This window comes from Nocardia sp. SYP-A9097 (assembly GCF_009649815.1).
GTDB lineage: Bacteria > Actinomycetota > Actinomycetes > Mycobacteriales > Mycobacteriaceae > Nocardia.
Map to the genome: position 1 here is coordinate 120,520 of NZ_WJIC01000005.1, position 19,663 is coordinate 140,182.

At 65.5% G+C, this 19,663-nt stretch carries 21 protein-coding genes and 1 pseudogene; 9 read left to right on the top strand and 13 right to left on the bottom strand.

The annotated features are described in order from the left end of the window. Nucleotides 1-106: 106 nt before the first annotated feature. Complete coding sequence (locus tag GFY24_RS13005; protein ID WP_153805292.1) at nucleotides 107-2,287, bottom strand: malate synthase G; 2,181 nt, start codon at nucleotides 2,285-2,287, stop codon at nucleotides 107-109. 167 nt (nucleotides 2,288-2,454) lie between these two features. Here GFY24_RS13005 and GFY24_RS13010 point away from each other — a divergent pair, with 167 nt between their 5' ends. Continuing rightward, nucleotides 2,455-3,096, top strand: a complete 642-nt coding sequence (locus GFY24_RS13010; protein WP_153805293.1) for a TetR/AcrR family transcriptional regulator — start codon at nucleotides 2,455-2,457, stop codon at nucleotides 3,094-3,096. A 2-nt stretch (nucleotides 3,097-3,098) separates the two neighbouring features. Then, complete coding sequence (locus GFY24_RS13015) at nucleotides 3,099-4,388, top strand: acyl-CoA dehydrogenase family protein (RefSeq protein ID WP_153805294.1); 1,290 nt, start codon at nucleotides 3,099-3,101, stop codon at nucleotides 4,386-4,388. A gap of 1 nt (nucleotide 4,389) precedes the next feature. Here the strand turns inward: GFY24_RS13015 and GFY24_RS41885 are convergent, their stop codons facing one another. Further along, nucleotides 4,390-4,533, bottom strand: coding sequence for a hypothetical protein (locus GFY24_RS41885; protein WP_228566330.1), 144 nt, complete (start codon nucleotides 4,531-4,533; stop codon nucleotides 4,390-4,392). 10 nt (nucleotides 4,534-4,543) lie between these two features. Here GFY24_RS41885 and GFY24_RS13020 point away from each other — a divergent pair, with 10 nt between their 5' ends. The 4 genes from GFY24_RS13020 (at nucleotide 4,544) to GFY24_RS41895 (ending at nucleotide 6,058) form a co-directional block, all read left to right on the top strand. After that, complete coding sequence (locus tag GFY24_RS13020) at nucleotides 4,544-4,975, top strand: ATP-binding cassette domain-containing protein (protein ID WP_309230791.1); 432 nt, start codon at nucleotides 4,544-4,546, stop codon at nucleotides 4,973-4,975. Nucleotides 4,976-5,089: 114 nt separating this feature from the next. Continuing rightward, nucleotides 5,090-5,338: a hypothetical protein gene (locus GFY24_RS13025; protein ID WP_153805296.1), complete on the top strand. Its 249-nt coding sequence runs from the start codon at nucleotides 5,090-5,092 to the stop codon at nucleotides 5,336-5,338. Nucleotides 5,339-5,397: 59 nt separating this feature from the next. Continuing rightward, nucleotides 5,398-5,658: a sigma-70 family RNA polymerase sigma factor gene (locus GFY24_RS41890; protein ID WP_309230792.1), complete on the top strand. Its 261-nt coding sequence runs from the start codon at nucleotides 5,398-5,400 to the stop codon at nucleotides 5,656-5,658. Beyond that, nucleotides 5,618-6,058 (top strand): nuclear transport factor 2 family protein, encoded by a 441-nt coding sequence (locus GFY24_RS41895; RefSeq protein ID WP_309230793.1) that lies wholly within the window; start codon nucleotides 5,618-5,620, stop codon nucleotides 6,056-6,058. Before GFY24_RS41890 ends, GFY24_RS41895 begins: the two co-directional genes overlap by 41 nt. Here the strand turns inward: GFY24_RS41895 and GFY24_RS13035 are convergent. The 4 genes from GFY24_RS13035 to GFY24_RS13050 all read right to left on the bottom strand — a co-directional run bounded on the left by GFY24_RS13035 (nucleotide 6,051) and on the right by GFY24_RS13050 (nucleotide 9,865). Next, a complete protein-coding gene (locus GFY24_RS13035) occupies nucleotides 6,051-6,776 on the bottom strand; it encodes a PaaI family thioesterase (RefSeq protein WP_153805297.1) in 726 nt (241 codons plus the stop codon). The genes GFY24_RS41895 and GFY24_RS13035 overlap by 8 nt on opposite strands. 115 nt (nucleotides 6,777-6,891) lie before the next feature. Beyond that, nucleotides 6,892-7,662, bottom strand: a complete 771-nt coding sequence (locus tag GFY24_RS13040) for an SDR family NAD(P)-dependent oxidoreductase (protein WP_153805298.1) — start codon at nucleotides 7,660-7,662, stop codon at nucleotides 6,892-6,894. Beyond that, the gene (locus GFY24_RS13045; protein ID WP_153805299.1) at nucleotides 7,659-8,309 is read right to left on the bottom strand and encodes a DUF305 domain-containing protein; all 651 of its coding nucleotides are present in this window, start codon (nucleotides 8,307-8,309) and stop codon (nucleotides 7,659-7,661) included. The genes GFY24_RS13040 and GFY24_RS13045 overlap by 4 nt, the downstream gene beginning before the upstream one ends. Next, complete coding sequence (locus tag GFY24_RS13050) at nucleotides 8,306-9,865, bottom strand: LVIVD repeat-containing protein (RefSeq protein ID WP_228566264.1); 1,560 nt, start codon at nucleotides 9,863-9,865, stop codon at nucleotides 8,306-8,308. Before GFY24_RS13050 ends, GFY24_RS13045 begins: the two co-directional genes overlap by 4 nt. 308 nt (nucleotides 9,866-10,173) lie before the next feature. Here GFY24_RS13050 and GFY24_RS13055 point away from each other — a divergent pair. Further along, nucleotides 10,174-10,275: pseudogene (locus GFY24_RS13055) on the top strand (DUF664 domain-containing protein); the annotation flags it as partial. Between the two features lie 245 nt (nucleotides 10,276-10,520). Here the strand turns inward: GFY24_RS13055 and GFY24_RS13060 are convergent. The 4 genes from GFY24_RS13060 to GFY24_RS13075 form a co-directional block, all read right to left on the bottom strand. Then, entirely contained in the window at nucleotides 10,521-11,408 is an 888-nt protein-coding gene (locus tag GFY24_RS13060; RefSeq protein ID WP_375336042.1) for a 3-methyladenine DNA glycosylase, read from the bottom strand. Nucleotides 11,409-11,422: 14 nt separating this feature from the next. Then, complete coding sequence (locus tag GFY24_RS13065; protein ID WP_153805301.1) at nucleotides 11,423-12,487, bottom strand: hemolysin family protein; 1,065 nt, start codon at nucleotides 12,485-12,487, stop codon at nucleotides 11,423-11,425. After that, nucleotides 12,480-13,856 carry a hemolysin family protein gene (locus tag GFY24_RS13070; protein WP_309230841.1) on the bottom strand — a complete coding sequence of 459 codons (1,377 nt, stop codon included), beginning with the start codon at nucleotides 13,854-13,856 and terminating at the stop codon, nucleotides 12,480-12,482. The genes GFY24_RS13065 and GFY24_RS13070 overlap by 8 nt, the downstream gene beginning before the upstream one ends. 260 nt (nucleotides 13,857-14,116) lie before the next feature. Then, nucleotides 14,117-15,553 carry a GuaB1 family IMP dehydrogenase-related protein gene (locus GFY24_RS13075; RefSeq protein ID WP_309230795.1) on the bottom strand — a complete coding sequence of 479 codons (1,437 nt, stop codon included), beginning with the start codon at nucleotides 15,551-15,553 and terminating at the stop codon, nucleotides 14,117-14,119. A 239-nt stretch (nucleotides 15,554-15,792) separates the two neighbouring features. Here GFY24_RS13075 and GFY24_RS13080 point away from each other — a divergent pair, with 239 nt between their 5' ends. Beyond that, nucleotides 15,793-16,233 carry a nuclear transport factor 2 family protein gene (locus GFY24_RS13080; protein WP_309230796.1) on the top strand — a complete coding sequence of 147 codons (441 nt, stop codon included), beginning with the start codon at nucleotides 15,793-15,795 and terminating at the stop codon, nucleotides 16,231-16,233. 10 nt (nucleotides 16,234-16,243) lie between these two features. Here the strand turns inward: GFY24_RS13080 and GFY24_RS42925 are convergent, their stop codons facing one another. Continuing rightward, the gene (locus GFY24_RS42925) at nucleotides 16,244-16,366 is read right to left on the bottom strand and encodes a hypothetical protein (protein ID WP_255458652.1); all 123 of its coding nucleotides are present in this window, start codon (nucleotides 16,364-16,366) and stop codon (nucleotides 16,244-16,246) included. 208 nt (nucleotides 16,367-16,574) lie between these two features. Here GFY24_RS42925 and GFY24_RS13085 point away from each other — a divergent pair, with 208 nt between their 5' ends. After that, nucleotides 16,575-17,627 carry a hypothetical protein gene (locus tag GFY24_RS13085; protein ID WP_153805304.1) on the top strand — a complete coding sequence of 351 codons (1,053 nt, stop codon included), beginning with the start codon at nucleotides 16,575-16,577 and terminating at the stop codon, nucleotides 17,625-17,627. Here the strand turns inward: GFY24_RS13085 and GFY24_RS13090 are convergent. After that, entirely contained in the window at nucleotides 17,614-18,261 is a 648-nt protein-coding gene (locus tag GFY24_RS13090) for a hypothetical protein (protein WP_153805305.1), read from the bottom strand. The two genes, GFY24_RS13085 and GFY24_RS13090, sit on opposite strands and share 14 nt — an antisense overlap. A 48-nt stretch (nucleotides 18,262-18,309) precedes the next feature. Continuing rightward, nucleotides 18,310-19,641, bottom strand: coding sequence for a DEAD/DEAH box helicase (locus tag GFY24_RS13095; protein ID WP_153805524.1), 1,332 nt, complete (start codon nucleotides 19,639-19,641; stop codon nucleotides 18,310-18,312). Nucleotides 19,642-19,663 lie beyond the last annotated feature (22 nt).

Consider the following 19,663-nt stretch of genomic DNA (forward strand, 5'->3'; position numbering starts at 1 on the left):
CCAAGTTGTCGGTCCGCTTCGAGTAAGTTCCCGCGATGTCCACCTACGCGAAACCCCCGATCGAGCATGTCGATCGGGGGTTCCTCGGTTCAATCCCGCTGGGCTATCAGCAGAACTTCTGTGCCTTCGCTTCGCGGCGGCGGCGGTGCAGGATCGGCTCGGTGTAGCCGTTGGGCTGCTTGGTGCCTTCGAGCACGAGCTCCTTGGCCGCCTGGAAGGCGATGGAGGCGTCGAAGTTGGGGGACATGGCGTGGTAGCTGGAGTCGCCGGCGTTCTGGCGATCCACGACCGGGGCCATGCGCTCGAGGCTGGCGAGCACATCCTTTTCGGTGACGATGCCGTGGCGCAGCCAGTTGGTCATGAGCTGGCTCGAAATGCGCAGGGTGGCACGGTCTTCCATGAGGCCGACGTCCTTGATGTCGGGCACCTTCGAACAGCCGACACCCTGGTCGATCCAGCGCACCACGTAGCCGAGCATGCCCTGGGAGTTGTTGTCCAACTCCTGCTGGATCTCCTCGGCGGTCCAGTTGGTGTCTTGGGCCAGGGGGATTTCCAGGATCTCGTCGACGGTGGCGCGGGGGCCGCCCTTGGCGATCTCGGCCTGCCGCTTGAACACGTCCACCAGGTGGTAGTGGGTGGCGTGCAGGGTGGCCGCGGTCGGCGAGGGCACCCAGGCGGTGTTCGCGCCGGCCTTGGGGTGGCCGATCTTCTGGACCAGCATGTCGGCCATCAGGTCGGGCATGGCCCACATGCCCTTGCCGATCTGCGCCTTACCGGGCAGACCCGCGGCGATGCCGGTGTCGACATTCCAGTCCTCGTAGGACTTGATCCATTGCTGGGTCTTCATCTCGGCCTTGCGGACCATCGGCCCGGCCTCCATGGAGGTGTGGATCTCGTCGCCGGTGCGGTCCAGGAAGCCGGTGTTGATGAAGACCACGCGGTCCTTGGCCGCATTTATGGACGCCTTGAGGTTGACCGTTGTGCGGCGCTCCTCGTCCATGATGCCGACCTTGAGGGTGTTGCGCGGGACATCCACGACATCCTCGATGGCCTCGAACAGGTCGTTGGTGAAGGCGACCTCGTCCGGACCGTGCATCTTCGGCTTCACGATGTAGATCGAGCCGGTGCGGGTGTTCTTCAGCTCGGTGTCGCCGTTGAGCGCGTGCTTGGCGATCAGGACGGTGAACAGGCCGTCGAGAATGCCCTCGGGCACCTCGTTGCCGTCCTTGTCCAGGATGGCGTCCGAGGTCATCAGGTGACCCACATTGCGCACGAACAGCAGCGAACGACCGTGCAGTACAAGCTCACTGCCGTCGAGCGCGGTGTAGACGCGGTCCGGGTTCATGGTGCGGGTGAAGGTCTTGCCGCCCTTGGCGACGTTCTCGGAGAGATCGCCCTTCATCAGGCCCAGCCAGTTGTGGTAGCCGAGCACCTTGTCCTCGGCGTCCACGGCCGCGACCGAATCCTCGAAGTCCATGATGGTGGTGATCGCGGACTCCAGCACGACGTCCTTGATGCCGGCGTCGTCGGTGGAGCCGACCGGGGACTCGCGATCGAACTGGATCTCGATGTGCAGGCCGTTGTGCTTGAACAGCAGCGAGGTGGGGTCCTCGGGGGTGCCGAGGTAGCCGACCAGCGCGTCACCGTCGGCCAGGCCGATATCGGTGCCGTCCTCGAGGGTGACCTCGAGCTCGCCGTCCACGATCGCGTACTTGCTCGTGCCCAGGTGTGACCCGGTGATCAGCGGCAGCGCGTCGTCGAGGAAGTTGCGGGCCCACTCGATGACCTTGTCACCGCGAACCTTGTTGTAGCCCTTGCCCTTTTCCGCGCCATTGGCCTCGGGGATGGCATCGGTGCCGTACAGCGCGTCGTACAGCGAACCCCAGCGGGCATTCGCGGCATTGATGGCGAAGCGGGCGTTCATAACCGGAACCACGAGCTGCGGGCCCGCGGTGGTGGCGATTTCGGCGTCCACGTTTTCCGTACCGATTCCGAAATCGGCCGGTTCGGGACGCAGGTAGCCGATCTCGGTGAGGAACTGCTTGTAGGCAGCCTTGTCGTAGCCGGCGCCGGGGTTGGCGCGGTGCCACTCGTCGATCTTGGCCTGGATGTCGTCGCGTTCTGCCAGCAGAGCACGGTTACGGGGCGCGAGGTCATTGATAACGGTCTCGGCACCCGACCAGAACGCGGCGGAGTCTACGCCGGTGCCGGGAAGAGCCTCGTTTTCCACGAAATCGTGAAGCACGCGCGCGACCTGGAGTCCGCCGACCTGAATCCGCTCTGTCATCTACTGCCTCGTTTCGAGATAGCCGGGTTGGCAAAAAAGTACGCCCGTCATGTTACTCGCGGGTATGCGGCGGTGGTTCGGGGTACCGATGTTCCGGGTACATGTAATGTACTGGGCGGAACATTTCCGTCGGGTTGATCGACCCCGCGATCGGATGGTGAGTGGCGATGACCGAAGTGCCCGCGCGGCGGCGCGGACGACCGCCCGCCGCCGAATCGAATCCGGGACAGACCCGGGAGCGGATTGTGCGCGCAGCCCTGGAACTCTTCGCGGAGAAGGGGTTTCACGCCACCAGCGTCGGCGAGATCGGCGATCGGGCCGGTATTCAGCGTGGGGCGCTGTACTACCACATCGGATCCAAGGAAGAGCTGCTCTTCGAGATTCGGCGCAACTACACCCAGTTGATGCTCGAAGCCGCCGCGCGTATCGCCGAGAGCGATGACGCGCCGATGGACAAGCTGCGCAGTCTGATACGCAGTCATGTGCGGCTGATTCTCGAACACCGGCATGAGGTCACTATCGCGCTGCGGGATGCCGGTGCGCTCAGCGGCGAACGCGCTCGTGATCTACAGGAACTGCGGGACGGCATTCAGCGCAGCTGGCAGCGGGTCTTCGACGAAGGTTATGCGGCGGCGGTGTTGAACACCGCCGACCACGTCGTCACCAACAGTGTGGTGGCCATGCTGAATATGGTCAGCGCCTGGTATCACCCCGAGGGCGAGCACAGCCCCGATCGGATCGCGGACATTCTCACCACCACCATTCTCGGCGGTGTTGCCACACCTGCCGCAATCACACCGAAAGGCTGACCATGGCTTGGGATTTCGAAACCGATCCGGAGTACCAGCGGAAGCTGGACTGGGTCGCGGAGTTCGTGCGCACCGAGGTCGAACCCCTGGATCTGCTCTACCCGGAGCCCTACGACCGGAAGAACCCGGAGATCCAGGCGCTCATGAAACCCTTGCAGGAGAAGGTGAAAGAGCAGGGACTGTGGGCGTGTCACCTCGGACCGGAACTCGGCGGCCCCGGCTTCGGTCAGGTGAAACTGGCGCTGCTCAATGAGGTCATCGGCACCTCGAAGTGGGCTCCGCTGGTATTCGGTTGTCAGGCACCGGATTCCGGCAATGCCGAGATCCTCGCGCATTTCGGGACTCCCGAGCAGAAGGCGAAGTATCTGCAGCCGTTGCTCGACGGCGAGATCGGGTCCTGCTATGTCATGACCGAGCCCACCGGCGGCTCGGATCCGACCGCGTTCAAGACTCTCGCTGTGCGCGATGGTGATTCGTGGGTCATCAATGGTGAGAAGTGGTTCAACTCGGCGGCCGAATTCGCCAGCTTCCACATCGTCATGGTCGTCACCGATCCCGAGGCGGAACCGCATAAGCGGCTGTCCATGTTCGTCGTGCCCGCGGACACCCCGGGCCTGGAGATCGTGCGCAACTTCACCGTCCCCGGTTTCAGCGAGAACGAAGGACACCTGCGCTTCACCGATGTGCGCGTGCCCGCCGACGCCCTGCTCGGTGCGGAGGGGCTCGGATTCATCGTCGCGCAGACCCGGCTCGGCGGCGGCCGGGTGCATCACGCCATGCGTACGGTCGCCATGGTGCGCAAGGCTTTCGACATGATGTGTGAGCGCGCGGTGTCGCGGCCCATGCGCAAGGGTGTGCTCGGCGGGCTGCAGATGACGCAGGAGAAGATCGCCGAATCTTGGATCGAAATGGAGCAGTTCCGGCTGCTCGTACTGCGCACGGCCTGGCGCATCGACAAGGAGCAGGACTACCGCAAGGTGCGGCACGATATCGCGGCCATCAAGGTTGCGATGCCGAAGGTCATGCACGATATCGCCCAGCGCGCCATGCACCTGCACGGGGCGATCGGCGTCAGCACCGACCTGCCGTTCGTCGACATGATGAACTACGCGCAGGTCATGGCCATCGCCGACGGCCCCACCGAGGTGCACAAGATCACCCTCGCCAAGGAGGTCCTCAAGACCTACCTGCCCGGAGATCCGGTGTACCCCAGCGGTTTCCGGCCCGCGCTGCGCGAGCAGGCCCGCGAGCTGGTCGCGCAGCGGCTGGAACACACCGTCGGCAATCTGTGAACTAGCCGCTGAATCCGGCGGTGAACAGCATTGCCGCCGCTGTGAGTATCACCCAGGCCGTGACGCGGCTGATCTGCGTCACGGCCGACCGCTGCGCCAGTCGGCCGCCGATCAGCCCGCCGCACACCAGCATTGGGCTCCGCATACTGGTCGGCTTGGGTGAGTACGCCCGTCGCCGACCCTATGAACTCTCCGGCGGTCAGCAGCAGCGCTGCCAGATCGCGCGGGTACTGGCTACCGACCCGCGCATCATCCTCATGGACGAGCCGTTCGGCGCGTTCGATGCCATGACCCGGGAGAAACTCCAACTCGAACTGCTAGACCTGTGGCATGAGCTCCGCAAGACGGTCGTCTTCGTCACCCACAGCGTGGAAGAGGCCATCTTCCTGGGCACCCGGGTGCTCGTCATGGGCGCGAAGCCGGGCCGGGTGATCTATGACCGGCAGGTGACCTGCAAGGGAGACGACGGCGCGCGCCCGGATTCGCGCATCCGCTCCACCCTGGAATTCGTGGCCATGTGCGATGAGGTGGCGGCGAAGATCTACCAGACTCAGGGCGCGATCGGCTCGGTGCTCGCTGTGCATTGAGTCACACAGCAATTGACGAGCTAACCCAGTGGACGCGTAATGTCGGCGGTTGTAGAAGTGTCGAAGAAGAGACCGTGCAGTGCTCATGTGAATGAAATACGACGGGAGCTCACTATGCCGAAAAGGACACTCAGAGCAGCGGCAGCCGCGATCCTCATTATCGGTGGGGTGGCCACCGCGGGCGTGGCCGCCGCCGACCCAGGCGACCCCGCACCACCCAATCCTGCATGCCCGTATCAGGATGACGCCAACCCGGCGTGCACATTCGGTCACGACAGTGGTGGCGAGGACGGCGGCCCCGGCACCGACCAATCCGGCCGCGACCACGGCGGCGACCACGGCGGCGACCATAACCACCGCTAGCCTCAACGCGTTACGGCGGAGCGGAAGCGAGCTCGGTACGTCGAGGGCGTAATACCCATGTGGCGCAGGAAGACTCGGCGCATCGACTCCGGCGGGAGCTACTGGCGCACTGCTATCGCATGCTCGGTTCGCCCGACGATGCCGAGGACGTGGTGCAGGAGACGTATCTGCGCGCGTGGCGGGGGTACGACGGGTTCGAGGGGCGATCCTCGGTGCGGACCTGGCTGTATCGGATCGCGACGAACGCGTGCCTGACGGCGTTGGAGCATCACGGCGGCGGTGAAGAGTCAATTACAGCGTGCCCGTGCCCATCTGGATGAGATAGCGGATACCGCTTCGCGGCCCAATCACCCCACCGACCCGCGCGGTGAGGCGCTGCTGGCCGAGTATATGGCCGCCTTCGAGAACTCTGATGCCGAAGCGCTACAACGCATCCTGCATCGTGACGCCGTCATCGAGATGCCGCCGTCGCGAACCTGGTTCTCCGGCAAGCGAACCTGCGTCGCATTCCTGGCCGCGCAGGCGCTGGGTGCGCCCGGCGACTGGCGCATGCTCCCCACCTCCGCGAACGGTCAGCCCGCCGCCGCGGCGTACCACCGTAATGCCGAGGGTTCGTATGAGGCGTTCGGTATCGCGGTGCTCACCGTGGATGCCGGTGAACTGCTTCGCATCTCGGTATTCGCCGATCCAGGCCTGGTGCGGCACTGCGGGCTCAGCTGATACGGGGCTCGATCCACAGGGCCTCGGCGAGCGCGCAGAGTTCACCGTCCGGTGTCGAAAGGGCTACGCCGACTGTGTGTTTACGGCCGTCACGGGTGATCGGCCAGGCGTGTGAGATGTAATCCTCGCCCGCGTGGATGGGGTGCAGTTGGGTGGCGGTGAGGGCCGCGGTGAATGCGCCCTGAGCCATCTCGGAGTAGGCGAAGGCCGCCAGGCCGCCGGGGCAGTCCAGAGCCGACCAGACGGACTCGGTGCCGAGTTCACCGTTCTCGGCGGCCAGGGCCGGATCGGGGGTCCAGGCGGCAGTCATCATGCGGTGGCCGGGGCGGGTCCAGGAGAAGAGGCGGATGCCGCGGCCCGGGGCGCAGGCAGCACCGCAGCCGTAGCAGGCGGTGATCGTCCGGTTGGGGTTGGAAATAGCGGTTTCCGTCGCGGTCTTTGCCTCCGGCCAGGACGGCGCGGGCGGGGCCTCGAGGGTCAGCACCGAGGGGCGGGCCTCGACCAGCAGGGTGCCGTCGGGGGAGGTCAGGGCGGAGTGGCCGGCGTCGGAGGTGAGAATCACCGGGGTGGATACCGCGATGGGACGACGGAAGTCGACGCGGACGGTGCTCGCGCCGCTGCGGTCCGCGAGCATGCCCGCGACATACCCGCCGAAGGCCAGCTCCGGATAGCCCTGAATATGGTCGGGGATGGTGAGCGTATCCACCGGAACCGTCATGCTGTGGAAGCCCTCCGTATACGACGTCGATCAACCACTCGACGATAACGCCCGGCCCCGGGCACGAGCACCCGGGTGCCACGGTGAGAAGTTCCACAGCGAATGCGATTGCGGGTCAGCCGAAGGCCGAACCGCCGCCATTGACATTCAGCTTCTGGCCGCTGAGGTACTCCGCCTGCGGGGAGACCAGAAAGCGCACGGTATTGGCGATATCGTCCGGGCGGCAGACACGGCCGAAGGGGGAGCTCGCATCCAGTTCGCGAATATCGTCGCTACCGGTGAGGGCTTTGACCAGGCGGCGGCCCATTTCGGTATCGACCAGGCCGGGGGCGACCACATTCACCCGAATACCGTTCTTCTGCTCCTCTTTCGCGAGCGTGAACGCGAGCGCCTCCAATGCGGCCTTGGCCATGGTGTACGGCGCGCCACCGGGCGCGAACCCGGTGGAGGCGACGCTGGAGATCATGATGATGTCGCCGCGCGGGCGAGATCGCATGGAGGGCAAGACGAGCCGGGACACATGGTGTGCGCCCAGCGCGTGCGTGGAGATGACGCGCAGTAGTTCGGCCGGATCGGTATCGGCGACATACCTTCCGCGACTGGCGATTCCGGCATTGTTGACGAGCAGGTCGATGTATCCGAACTCGTCGATGACCTGATCGACCATGCGTTCATCGTCTTCGATCGAATCCACACTGGCCTGAACCGCTATCGCGCGACGGCCCAAAGCCTGGATGGCGGAGACGGTTTCGGCGGCGGCCTCCGCATCCGAGCGGTAGTTGATCGCCACATCCGCGCCGTCCTGCGCCAAGGCCAGGGCAATGGCGCGGCCGATTCCGCGTCCGCTCCCGGTGACCAGCGCTACGCGTCCCTCGAGATTCGTCATGAGAGTGGTTGTACCCCACGCTGGGCCAGTAGCAGGGTCATGATTCCCGCCTCCTGGGACTGCTCGGTGATCATGGCCCGTGCCGATTCCTTCACCGGACCCGATTCGACCAGCTTGTCGGCGGCCTGGGCCATACCGACGCCGCCGCGATGGTGGCGCAGCATGAGTTGCAGGAAAAGGGTTTCCGCGTCCGTGCCCTTGGCCGCCGAGAGAGCATCCAACTCCTGCATGGTGGCCATACCGGGCATGGTGGTCGCGGCGCTACCGGTCATGGTCGAATGGTCATGTCCGGCAGGCGTGTCCTTCGCGGGCAGCCATGCCATCGGATGTGAATTCGTCGGTGCGGCATTGGCCAGGCGCAGCCAGCCGAGCAGCGTGCCGATCTCGATGCGCTGGGTATCGGAGATCTGCTGTGCCAGTTGCCGAATGGATGGATCGGCGCCGGTATCCAAGCGCTGCACCATCATCAGCGCCTGCTGATGATGGGCCAGCATGTCCTGCGTGAAGCCGATCTCGGTCGGGTTCAGAACCCGTGGGGCGGAGGTGTTTTCGGGAATGACCAGCGGGCGCAGCAGCATTCCCACCGTGCACAGCAGCACGGCCAGCACGCCGATCAGGGCCGCGCGCACCCAGCGATTCGCCGTCATGAACCCACCACGGAGTGCTGATCGGCGGGCGGAGTGTAAACATCGTCGGCGAGCTGCAACACCATGAAACCGTTGTCATTGCAGCTGGTCCACAGCTGACTGCCATGCCACTCCGGCGGTGAGAAACACCAGTCGGTGGAGAGGTCGCCGAAGGCCACCATGCCGGTGCGGGCCGAAAGCGCCTGTGCCGGATCGAATTTGCCCTCCAGAATGGCGCGCGCCGCCGACGGGAACTCCATACCGGGCACACCGATGATCGACGACAGCGCGTGCGGGGAATTCCACAGCTCCAGATTGTGGCCGGTACGCGCGGGCGGATTGAAGTACGCGATCTCCTTGGCGTGGAAGGGATCCCGCACATCGAAGACTCGAACACCGGCCTCGGACCAACCGCAGGCCAGGGCCGTCGGATTGTCCGGGCGGTCGGCGGCGCAATAGTGCGCGTCATAGGAGAACACCGAACCACCCATCCCGGAGGCCATGGCCGAATCCTGGTTCTCCAGCAGGTTGATTGCCAGCTTGATCTTGGCCGCTACACGCGGGTGGGTGTCATCGGAGATATCGATGAGTTTCACCCCGCCCGCGCCGCCCTCATCCACGGTGAACAGGTACGGCTGCCCGTCATAGGTGACCGGAATACTGTGCTGGGTGGCGAAGCCGTCGGTCCAGAACACCCGGCCGATGTGATTGACCTGCGGATTCGGATCGCGACGCTGTATAGCGCTGATATCGAGGGTGGTGAAACCGCCCAGCGCCGAGATGTACATACGATTGCCGTCCGGGCTGATGCCGAAGCCGTGCGCCTCGATACCGGTGAGGCCCTGCCAGATCACATGCGGATTCGCCGGATCGGTGAGGTCGACCGCGCTGACGAAACCGGGGGCGATACCCGAGGCCCAGTAGGTACGGCCGTCGGGGGAGAAGCCGCCCTCATGCGTGGTAATCGGCAGCGGCATAAGCAGATTCGTGCCGGCGCCCGGATTCAGTAGACGCGGATGCGCGCAATCGGAGATGTCGTACACCGACAGGAATCCCGCACCGATGCCGATCGGAACTCCGGTGCCCACCAACAGTTTTCGCTCGGCATTGACCTTGAGTGATTCCCAGGTGCCCGCCAGCATGGCCGGTTCGGTGAGATTCGCGGTCTCCACGGGATTCGCCGGATCCGAGACATCGAGAACCTGTACGCCCTGTGCGGGTCCGAGAATATCGCCCGGGAACAGCGAACCCGTATACGAGCAATTCTCGTACGTGGCGGAGGTGATCCCCGCGCCCTTGCCCTGATACCCGCCCACAAACGAGATATTGCAGCGATACCCCTGCGTGCTGCGCCCGCTGAGGCGGTCCGCGGCAGGCACATCGCCCTGCATCCCGGACTCGGGCAGCGAATCCCCTCCACACTCCGCCCGCGGCACCGATGTGCGCCCCACATCGAAAAACTGCTGCACCGCATTACCCAGATCATCCGCCAAATCCGCCGACGCCGCACCCACCGGCAGCATCGCCGCACAGATCAGCGTCGTCGCGAAAACCCCCGCGGGCTTAGACCGTCGCATTCCCGAAAACCGCCCCATCGCGGTGCCCCCATTCCCTCAAGAGCTGCTGTGGTGACCCGCAGCACAAACGTCATGCACTGTGGTCACGGTTACATCGCGGAACGCTAACCCATAAACTGACCGCTCGGTAGGGTCCGCCCGGAAATAGGCGTGTCCTGCTGCTGAACTTGAAGTCCGGCTGCTCTCCGGCGTCGGCTGGGCAGCGAGACCCATCTACGGGCAGGACGGGTTGCGCCCGGGGCCTTCGTAGCAGATTCGGACGAATCACCCTCAGCCTCAGCATGGTTCGGAAGACGTGCTGTCCCTAGTCCCTCCGCTGGATCCTCACCCACATGATCGAGGAGTACGCCCGCCACAATGGCCACGCCGACCTCCTCCGCGAACTGATCGACGGCAGCACGGGAGAATAGGGTTGACGTGAGATGGTGTTTGACGCACGTCAAGTGGTGGACTCTCGGACGTCCAAGGGTTGGTCGAGGTCCCGGCCCGACCGCAAATAATGCTGCAGCACCGAGATGGCACCCTCGACTCCGCGGGACCGGTAGCAGGCACCGCGACCTCGCTGCATCATGCCGAGCAAGGTGTTCGGATCGGCTCGCGACAATTCAACGGGCCCGGCATCGTTCTCGCTCATCGGTAACGGCACGCAGCGACGTTAGAGGTGTGGGGTGTGAATATCCACCTGATTACCGGAGCTGAGGAGGGTGCGGCAGGCTTCTGTCAGGTGGGTGCGGAGTACTTCGGCTCGGGTGGCTATTTCGGCTTGGGCTCGCACGTATTCGGCTCTGCCGGAGGGGGTTTCGATGCGGATCGGGGTGTAGGAGTAGGTGGAGAGGTCGTAGGGGCTGGCTTTCATGTCGAGTTCTCGGGCGGCGCAGGCCAACTCGAAGCAGGCGAAGAGGAGGTCGGAGCTGATCAAGGGGGTTAGTTTGAAACCCCATTTGTACAAGTCCATGTTGGCGTGGAGGCAGCCGGGTTGTTCTCGGTGTTCTTGGGTATCGCGGGTTAGGGGTTCTATGTTCAGGGGGATGGCTTGGGGGGTGAAGAAGCGGAAGGCGTCGTAGTGGGTGCAGCGCAACTGCATTGAGTCGACTACGGCGTCGGTGCCTGCGGAGCCCAGGCGGAGGGGGAGTTGGTGGCGGAGGTCGTCTGTGCGGTAGACCATGGCCCATTCGTGTAGGCCGAAGCAGGAGAGTTGGGCTGGGCGGGTCGCCGTTGCCGTGAGGAGGCGGGTGACGAATTCGATGGTGTCGCGGCGCTTTTCGAGGAAGGCGGGGTCGGCGGTGTGGGCCGGGGTGTCTGGGAGTTGGTGGTAGCCGCGGGATTCCGCGTATTCGGGGGAATCCGATAGGGCTGTGCCGAAGCCGGGGTGCCAGCGCTTCAGTTGGGCGGGCTTGTGGCCGTAATAGGTGAAGAGGAAGTCGATTACGGGGTGTTTGGTGCCTATCGCTCGCTGGGCGAGGTAGGGGCCTACCAGGGCGTCCACCCTGTCGCGGTGTGCGGCGGCTCGCGCCCGCCAGTCGGCGGGCGCGAGCACTGGAATATCTTGTCGCACAATCACTCCGCGATGCGGTGGGTGGCGTCGCGGACGGTGCCGACGAACTCCTCCACCAGGTCCTCCAGCGCGACGATACCTACGGTATTGCCGCGACTGTCCACGACCCGGCCCAGGTGGGAATTGGTGCGGCGCAGGCGGGCCAGGGCCTCGAAGAGGGTGGCGCCGGTGCTGACCGTGGGCAGGGGGCGGATATCGGTGCGGGGGATGGGCGTTGACGGACCGGCCTTTTCGTCGGCTACCAGGTCCAGGACATCCTTGACATGGAGATAGCCGACCAGGGTGCCGTCGGTGGCGCGGACCGGGTAGCGGGAGAATCCGGTTTCGGTGACGGCGTTCTCGATATCGCCGAGGGTGGTGCCCTCACCGCGCAGCGGGACCGAACGGGTTTTGGCCAGCGGCACCATGACATCGGCGACAATACTGTCGCTGGAGCCCAGCGCCTGGGTGAGGCGGCGATGCTCCTCCTCATCGAGGAGGCCCTCGGAGTGCGATTCACCGAACATTTCGGCCAACTCCACCGAGGAGACCGTCGAATCCAGCTCATCCTTGGGTTCGATCCGCAATGCCCGCAGCGACAGGTTCGCCGCCAGGTTGTAGAGGGCGATCAGCGGCTTGGCCAGTCGCAACCACATCAGATGCAACGGAACCAGCAGCAGCGCAGAGCGTTCCGGTCCGGCCAGGGCGATATTCTTCGGAATCATCTCGCCGAGCAGAATATGCAGCACCACCACGATGGCCAGCGCCACCGCGAACGAGATCGGGTGCAGCAGCGAATCCGGAATGCCGACCAGGTCGAAGACTCCCGAAAGCAGATGCGCCACAGCGGGTTCGCCGACCCGGCCCAGCAGGATCGAGCAGATGGTGATGCCCAGCTGTGCCGCCGCCAGCATCATCGACAGGTTCTGTGCCGCCTCGATCACGGTGTTGGCGCTGCGTTTACCTTGTGCGGCAAGCGCTTCCAGTCGATCGCGGCGCGCGGAGATCAAAGCGAACTCCGCGCCGACGAAGAACGCGTTACCCAGCAGCAGTGCCAGGGTGAGCAGTACCGCTGTCCAATCACCCATGATTCTGCTCCCACTCCGCCAGGCCCTCGGCATCGACGGGCCGCAACAGCACCCGGTCGATGCGACGGCCATCCATGCGCTCCACCTTGGCAATCCAGCCACCGCGGGTATGCGGATCCAGGGCATGGTTATTGCCCGGCTCCGGTAGCAGCACCTCATCACCGGTGACCGGGATGCGGCCCAGGCGAGTCAGCACCAGCCCGCCGAGGGTTTCGTACTCGCCCTCGGGTGCGTCGTAACCCGTTGTGCGGGAGACCTCGTCGACGCGCAGCAGGCCCGAGCAATCCCAGCCGGTGGAGGTGCGGCGCACATCGAGCTCCTCCTCATCGTGCTCATCGCGGACATCGCCGAGAATCTCCTCGATGAGGTCCTCCATGGTGACAATGCCCGCGGTGCCGCCGTATTCGTCGACCACCAGGGCCACCTGCATACCGTCGGCGCGCACGCGCTCGAGCACCTCGTCACCATCGAGGCTGGCGGGCACTACCGGCACGGGCTGGCAGATGGTCTTCACCTTGATGGTGCGGCGCTGTGTCGCCGGATGCGTGAACGCCTGCTTGACGTGCACGACGCCGAGCGTGTTGTCGAGATCCCCCTCGATCACCGGGAACCGCGAATACCCTGTGCGGCTTGCGATTTCGATCAGATCGGCGATCGTGCAATCCTGATCCAGGGATTCGATCTTCACTCGCGGGGTCATGAGCTCCTCCGCGCTGCGCTCACCGAATTGCAGTGAACGATCCACCACCTGCGCGGTGCGCTGATCCAATGCGCCGTGCAGGGCGGAAGTGCGCACCAGCGAACCCAATTCCTGCGGGGAACGCGCCGAACGCAACTCCTCGGCCGGTTCGATGCCGAGGCGCCGCACCGCCCAATTGGCCGCGCCATTGAGGAAATTGATGAGCCAGCGGAACGCCACGGAGAACCACATCATCGGACCGGCGGTCCAGCGGGCGGTGGCCAGCGGCGAGCCGATGGCGATGTTCTTCGGCACCAGCTCGCCGTAGATCATGGACAGCGAGGTCGCCAGGATCAGCGCGAGGGCCAGCGAAATACCGTGCGAGGTACCGGAATCCAGGCCGAAGGCGTCGAATATCGGCTCCAGCAGCCGTGCCAGCACCGGTTCGGCGATATAACCAGTGACCAGCGTGGTGATGGTGATGCCCAGCTGCGCCCCGGAGAGTTGGAACGAGAGCGTGCGATGCGCCTGGCGCACCTGCCGGGCGCGGCGGTCGCCCTCACGAGCGTGCGCCTCCACGGTGGAGCGTTCCAGAGCGGTGAGTGAGAATTCCGCGGCAACGAACAATGCCGTACCGGCGGTCAGTGCGATGAAACCGATCAGGCTGAGAACGGTGAGCAGGGCTGACACGGTCAGCACCACCCGGCCGTCTGTGTGGCTGAGAGAGCGATGGCGCCGGGTTTGTCACCCGGCTCGGTAGAGGAGCCCTCCTGAACGGCGCCCTCGGACGCGGGTGACAACTGGTTCCTTTCGCATGGGGTAGACCGTGACGGGTCGTCACGAGCCGATATCGACATGCTACCGGCTGGCCCATCCGGCTTCAGCGTGACCTGGCCGGACATGCCGAACCCGGCGGGCTCCACGAGGTTCCCGCCGGGTCGAACTCCGAGTTACCAGCCCGACGGGAGTGGACGGCCCTCGGCGAAACCGGCGGCCGACTGCACGCCCAGCACAGCCTTCTCATTGAATTCGGCAATGCTGCGCGCACCCGCGTAGGTGCAGGAGCTGCGCACACCGGAGGTGATGTGATCGATCAGATCCTCCACGCCCGGGCGCTCGGGATCCAAGCGCATCCGCGAGGAGGAGATGCCCTCCTCGAACAGTGCCTTGCGCGCCCGATCGAAGGAGGAGTCGGTGGCCGTACGCGCGGCGACCGCACGCTTGGAGGCCATACCGAAGCTCTCCTTGTAGTGGTTGCCGTCCCGGTCGATCCGCATATCGCCGGGCGACTCGTAGGTGCCCGCGAACCAGGAACCGATCATGACGTTGGCGGCACCGGCCGCGAGGGCCAGAGCCACATCGCGCGGATGCCGCACACCACCGTCGGCCCAGACATGCTTGCCGAATTCCTTTGCGGCGGCAGCACATTCGTGGACAGCGGAGAACTGCGGGCGGCCCACACCGGTCATCATGCGGGTGGTGCACATGGCGCCGGGGCCGACACCGACCTTGATGATGTCCGCGCCCGCCTCGATCAGATCGCGGGTGCCCGCGGCCGAGACCACATTGCCCGCGACCAGCGGCACACCCAGATCCAGGGCCGCCACCGAGCGCAGCGCCTCCAGCATCCTCTGCTGATGGCCGTGCGCGGTATCCATCACCAGTACATCGGCACCGGCATCGACGAGCGCCTTCGCCTTGGACGGGATATCACCGTTGATGCCGACCGCGGCGGCAATCCGCAACTGGCCCTTGGCATCCATGGCCGGCTGGTAGATGCCCGCGCGAATGGTGCCGGTGCGGGTCATGACACCCGCGAGGGTGCCGTCCGAGTTCACCAGCACGGCCAGCTTGGAGTGACCGGCCTCGAGCAGGTCGAAGACCTCACGCGGGGACGCGTCGGCGGGGGCGCTGACGAAATTGGCGTCGGCGATGGTGCTCAACCGGGCGAAACGATCCACATCGGCGCACGCGGCCTCGGTGACCACACCGACCGGCTTGCCGCCCTCGACGATTACGACGGCACCGTGCGCGCGCTTGTGAATCAGCGCCAGCGCATCGGAGACCGAATGCTCCGGATCCAGGGTGACCGGGGTGTCGGCGGTGAGCGAACGGCTCTTGACGAACGCGATGGTGTCCGCGGCGGCCTGCATCGGAAGATCCTGCGGCAGCACCACGATGCCACCGCGACGCGCCACCGTCTCGGCCATGCGACGGCCGGCGACAGCGGTCATATTCGCGACCACGAGGGGAATGGTGGTGCCGGTTCCGTCACTGGTGGACAGGTCGACATCGAAACGCGACGCCACCTCCGTCCGATTCGGGACGAGGTAGACATCGTCGTAGGTCAGGTCGTAGGGGGGAGTCTGCCCGGGAAGGAACTGCACGTTTTTCAGCCGCCTCATAGTTTGACATGGGGTTTTCGCGTTTTCCATGCTACGGGGGCAGGTAATGGCACGAACTCACGCTTTCGCGCGCTACCTGATGTCAACGCATGCAGCGCATCAGTGTAGTCGGCGATCTCGGGAAGGGGCGGAACGCCGGGCTGGATGCTGCGAGTGTGCCGGGTAGCCGGGGCGTCGAAACCCGGTTGCCGGCCGGTGACGAGTGCCTTAGATTCGCCGCCGTGACCGATCTTCAGGTACTCACCGACCGGCTGGACATCAGCGACCTCATCACCAAGCTCTTCGTCTACTGCGACCAGCTGCGCTGGACCGATATGGCCGAGGAGGTGCTCACCGAACAGGTCTACTTCGACAACGGTTTCGGCGGCACCCCCGAAACCCGCCCCGCCACGGACATCACCGCCGACTGGGCCGAGGGCCTGGGCGCCCTCGACGCCGTCCACCATCAGGCGGGCAACCACCTCATCGACATCACCGGCGACACCGCCCGCGCGCACGCCGACGCCATCGCCGTACACCTGAAGAACGATGCCACCAACGGCAAGACCCGCTGGTTCATCGGCAGCTACGTCCTCGGCTTCGACCGCACCGAAAAGGGCTGGCGCATCAACCATTTCGAGTACAAGCTCAAGGTCATCGACGGCAACGCCGACCTCACCTGAACTGCGCGGTTCACTCCGGCGCGGGGATGAACAGCGCTTCGAACGGCGGCGGCCCCACCGCGACGGTGGTGTGGCCGCTGCCCTCGGTGTCGGTGGCCATCTGATTGCTGATCCGATAAATCGGCCCCGACACCGTCGCGTGTCGACCCCATTGCCGGTGTGTCGCATGCCAATTCGGCCGACGCTTCCCGCGAGGGTTGCGGCGGGGCAAGGGGTATTCGTTCGGCAACGCCGACGGAGCAGGGCAGAATCGGGGTTCGGTGAAAGTTGGGGGAGGGCATGGGGATTCGGTCGGTTTGTCGGAATCGGCGAGGCCGGCTGGGTGTATGGGAGGCACGCGTATGACGCGCGGAGAGGCCGTAGTCGAGACGCCGGGTTCGAGCAGGCGTGGATTGCGATCGAGGTACGGTGGTCCGGCGTTCGGACCGGTCGGATTCGTCGCCGCGGTCGCGGGCGGGCTCTTCTTCGAAGTGGCTGTGCTGGTGGACGTTCCGTACTGGGTGTTCCCGCTGTTCCTCATTCCCGCCGGGTTGATCTCGCTGCCATCGCTGTGTTTGCGCCAGATCGGAATGGGCGTATTCGCGGCATGGCTGGCCGTGCCGTTCGGCGTCGTCACCGCGCCGGTGCTGGTGATTGTCGGCCTCATCGGCGGGATCCGGCTCGCGGGTGGGGCAATCGCGCGCAGGTATGACAACCCCGGCCGGGCGCGGGAAGTGGTGGAGCGCAAGGATTTCTGGGCGGCCGGGGCGCTGTGGATGTCGCCGGTGGTGCTGGCGTCCCTGCTGTTGACCTGGCGGATATCCGGTGGGACGACGCCGGTGGTGCCGAGTCGCGGTGAGTTGGCGGCCGATGGGATGGCCTTCGCGGTCGCGGCGGGAGTCCTGTGCCTCGCGGCCCTGTTCGCGGTCTTCGGCTGGGGCAGAGGGGCTTTCGGCTCCGGACCGCGAGCGCTGCGCCGCGGCACTGCCTTGGCGCTCGTGGCGGGTGCGTTGCTCACTCCGGCGGCCTGGCATATCGCGAGTGACGCGTTCACCGATGAGGTGAAGCACGATCCACGCGGGCAGTTGGCGGAGATGGGCATCGATGTGCCGGCTGATTACCGTTTTCGGGAGGGGCGTAATTGGTGTAGCGGTTTTCAGGATCTGGCCTGCCATGTGAACTATCGGTTCACGGCAGGCCGGGGGCGGTTCGACTCTTATCAGGAGTTGTTCCGGCCGGATTCCGACCTGCCGCACCATCTGCTTCCCTTGACGCCCACGTCGTGCCCCGCCGTGAACCTGCAGTGGGAAATCCATTGCGAGCTCACCGATTCGGCGGTGGCCGGGTCCTACGCGAGCGTCTCGTTGCTGCTGACGCGTTCCGCGCAGGAGACGACTTTGGTTATCGCGTGGTAGTGAGCGAACCGTTTTCGATATCGCGTTTCAGGGCCGCCTGGTAGGCGCGGTGCGAGGCCGCGCCATTGTCGGCGGTGAATTGGAGCAGGGTCGGGTCGGCCAGGAAGGTGATGTGCTCGTTGACCGTGGTGGTGCCGTCGCCGTTGTCGATGAAGGTGATCAGTTGGTGCGTGGTGATATTCGGGATATCCCAGCTGTCGGAGGTGTAGTAGTGCTCCGCCGGGTGCAGGCGCTGTTCGGCCTGGGTGTGGCCGGGGAAGGTGATCGGTCCCATCGGAATGTCTTCCAGTGCGGTGAAATCCGAGACCTGGGTGCCCGCGTCATCGCAGGTGCGGTGGGTGATCACATCTTTGAGGAACGGGTGGCGGCCGATATCGTTGTGCAGGTTCGAGTACACCGACCACACCTGCTGTAGTGGGGCGGCGATGGTGATCGGGAGATCCACCACTATCGAAGACCGCGAATCGGTCGAATTACCCTGCTCGGCTTGATAAATCGCCCAGCTCGCCTGCCACTCAGCCTTGTATCCATTGTCCGACTCGATACAGGTCGGCGTGGTATCCGCTTGCGCCGCAGGCAATCCCGTCGTCGTACAGGCGACGACGGCCAGGGCGCACCCCATCATGAACTTCACGCGGCGGACATTACCCGCCACCGGAGCTACCGGCAGGTCGGCAGGTGATCAGCGGCCTTTGCGGGTGGCGTTCGGTTTGCGTTTCTTGGAGTGCTGGCGGCCGCCGGTGCGCGGATCGATGCGGTGGCGGTGGCGCTCGGGGGCTGTATCCGGTTTGGCGGCAGCGGCTTTCGCGGCAGCGGCGACCGTGGACGGGTCGGCGACGAGGCGGCCGAATGGGCGGCGCGCTCCGGTGACTTCCGCCAGGCGACGGTCGCCCGGGCGGACCTCCAGGTCGGTGACGGAGACTCCGGCGCGGCGGGCCAGGTCGGCGGCCTCTTGCCGATCGTCGGGGGTTACCACGGTGACGACCGTGCCGGATGCGCCCGCGCGGGCGGTGCGGCCGGTGCGGTGCAGGTAGTCCTTGGGGTCGGCGGGGGGATCCACGTGTACGACCAGGGAGATGTCGTCCACGTGGATGCCGCGGGCGGCGATATCGGTGGCGACCAGCACCGGCCAGGTGCCGTCGGCGAAGGCGGCCAGGGTGCGGGTGCGCTGGTTCTGGCCCTGGCCGCCGTGCAGGGCGGCGGCGGAGATGCCGGCCTCGCGGAGTTTGCGGGCCAGTTTGTCCGCGCCGTGCTGGGTGCGGACGAACAGCAGCGTGCGGCCCTTGCGGGCGGCGATTTCCGTTACCACCGGGCGCTTTTCGATACGGCGCACGTGCAGGGCGTAGTGCGCGATATCGGGGAGCTCGGAATCCGGTTCCTCGGCAACGATTTTCGCAGGCGCGCTCGCAGTGGGTTGCGCGGTCACGGTGTGCGAGGTGGGGGAGTGCAGATAGCGCTGGACCAGATTGTCGATGGCCTCGTCGAGAGTGGCCGAGAACAGCAGCTTCTGAGCGTGCTCGGGGACGCGATTCAGGACCGCCGTCAACTGCGGCAGGAAGCCGAGATCGGCCATATGGTCGGCCTCGTCGACGGTGATGACCTGCACATCCGAAAGATCAACGGCGCGGCGGCCGATCAGATCGGTCAGTCGGCCGGGTGTGGCGATGAGCAGATCGACGCCGCGACCCAGCTTCTCGTCCTGCGCCTTGATCGCCAGGCCGCCGACGGCGGTCGCGAGCCGCAGACCGACCGACAAGGAGGGCTCATCGAGCGCGGTCTCGACCTGAAGGGCCAGCTCACGGGTGGGCACCAGGATCAGCCCGCGCGGGCGGCGGGGCGCGGTGGGCGCGCCCGAGAGCCGAACCAGCATGGGCAGCCCGAACGCCAGGGTCTTGCCCGAACCCGTTGCGGCCCGGCCGAGCACGTCATGACCGGCGAGAATATCCGGGATCACTGCGGCCTGAATCGGGAACGGAGTGTCGATCCCATTGCGGCGCAGAGCCTGCACCAGCATGGGCGGCAATCCGAGATCGGCG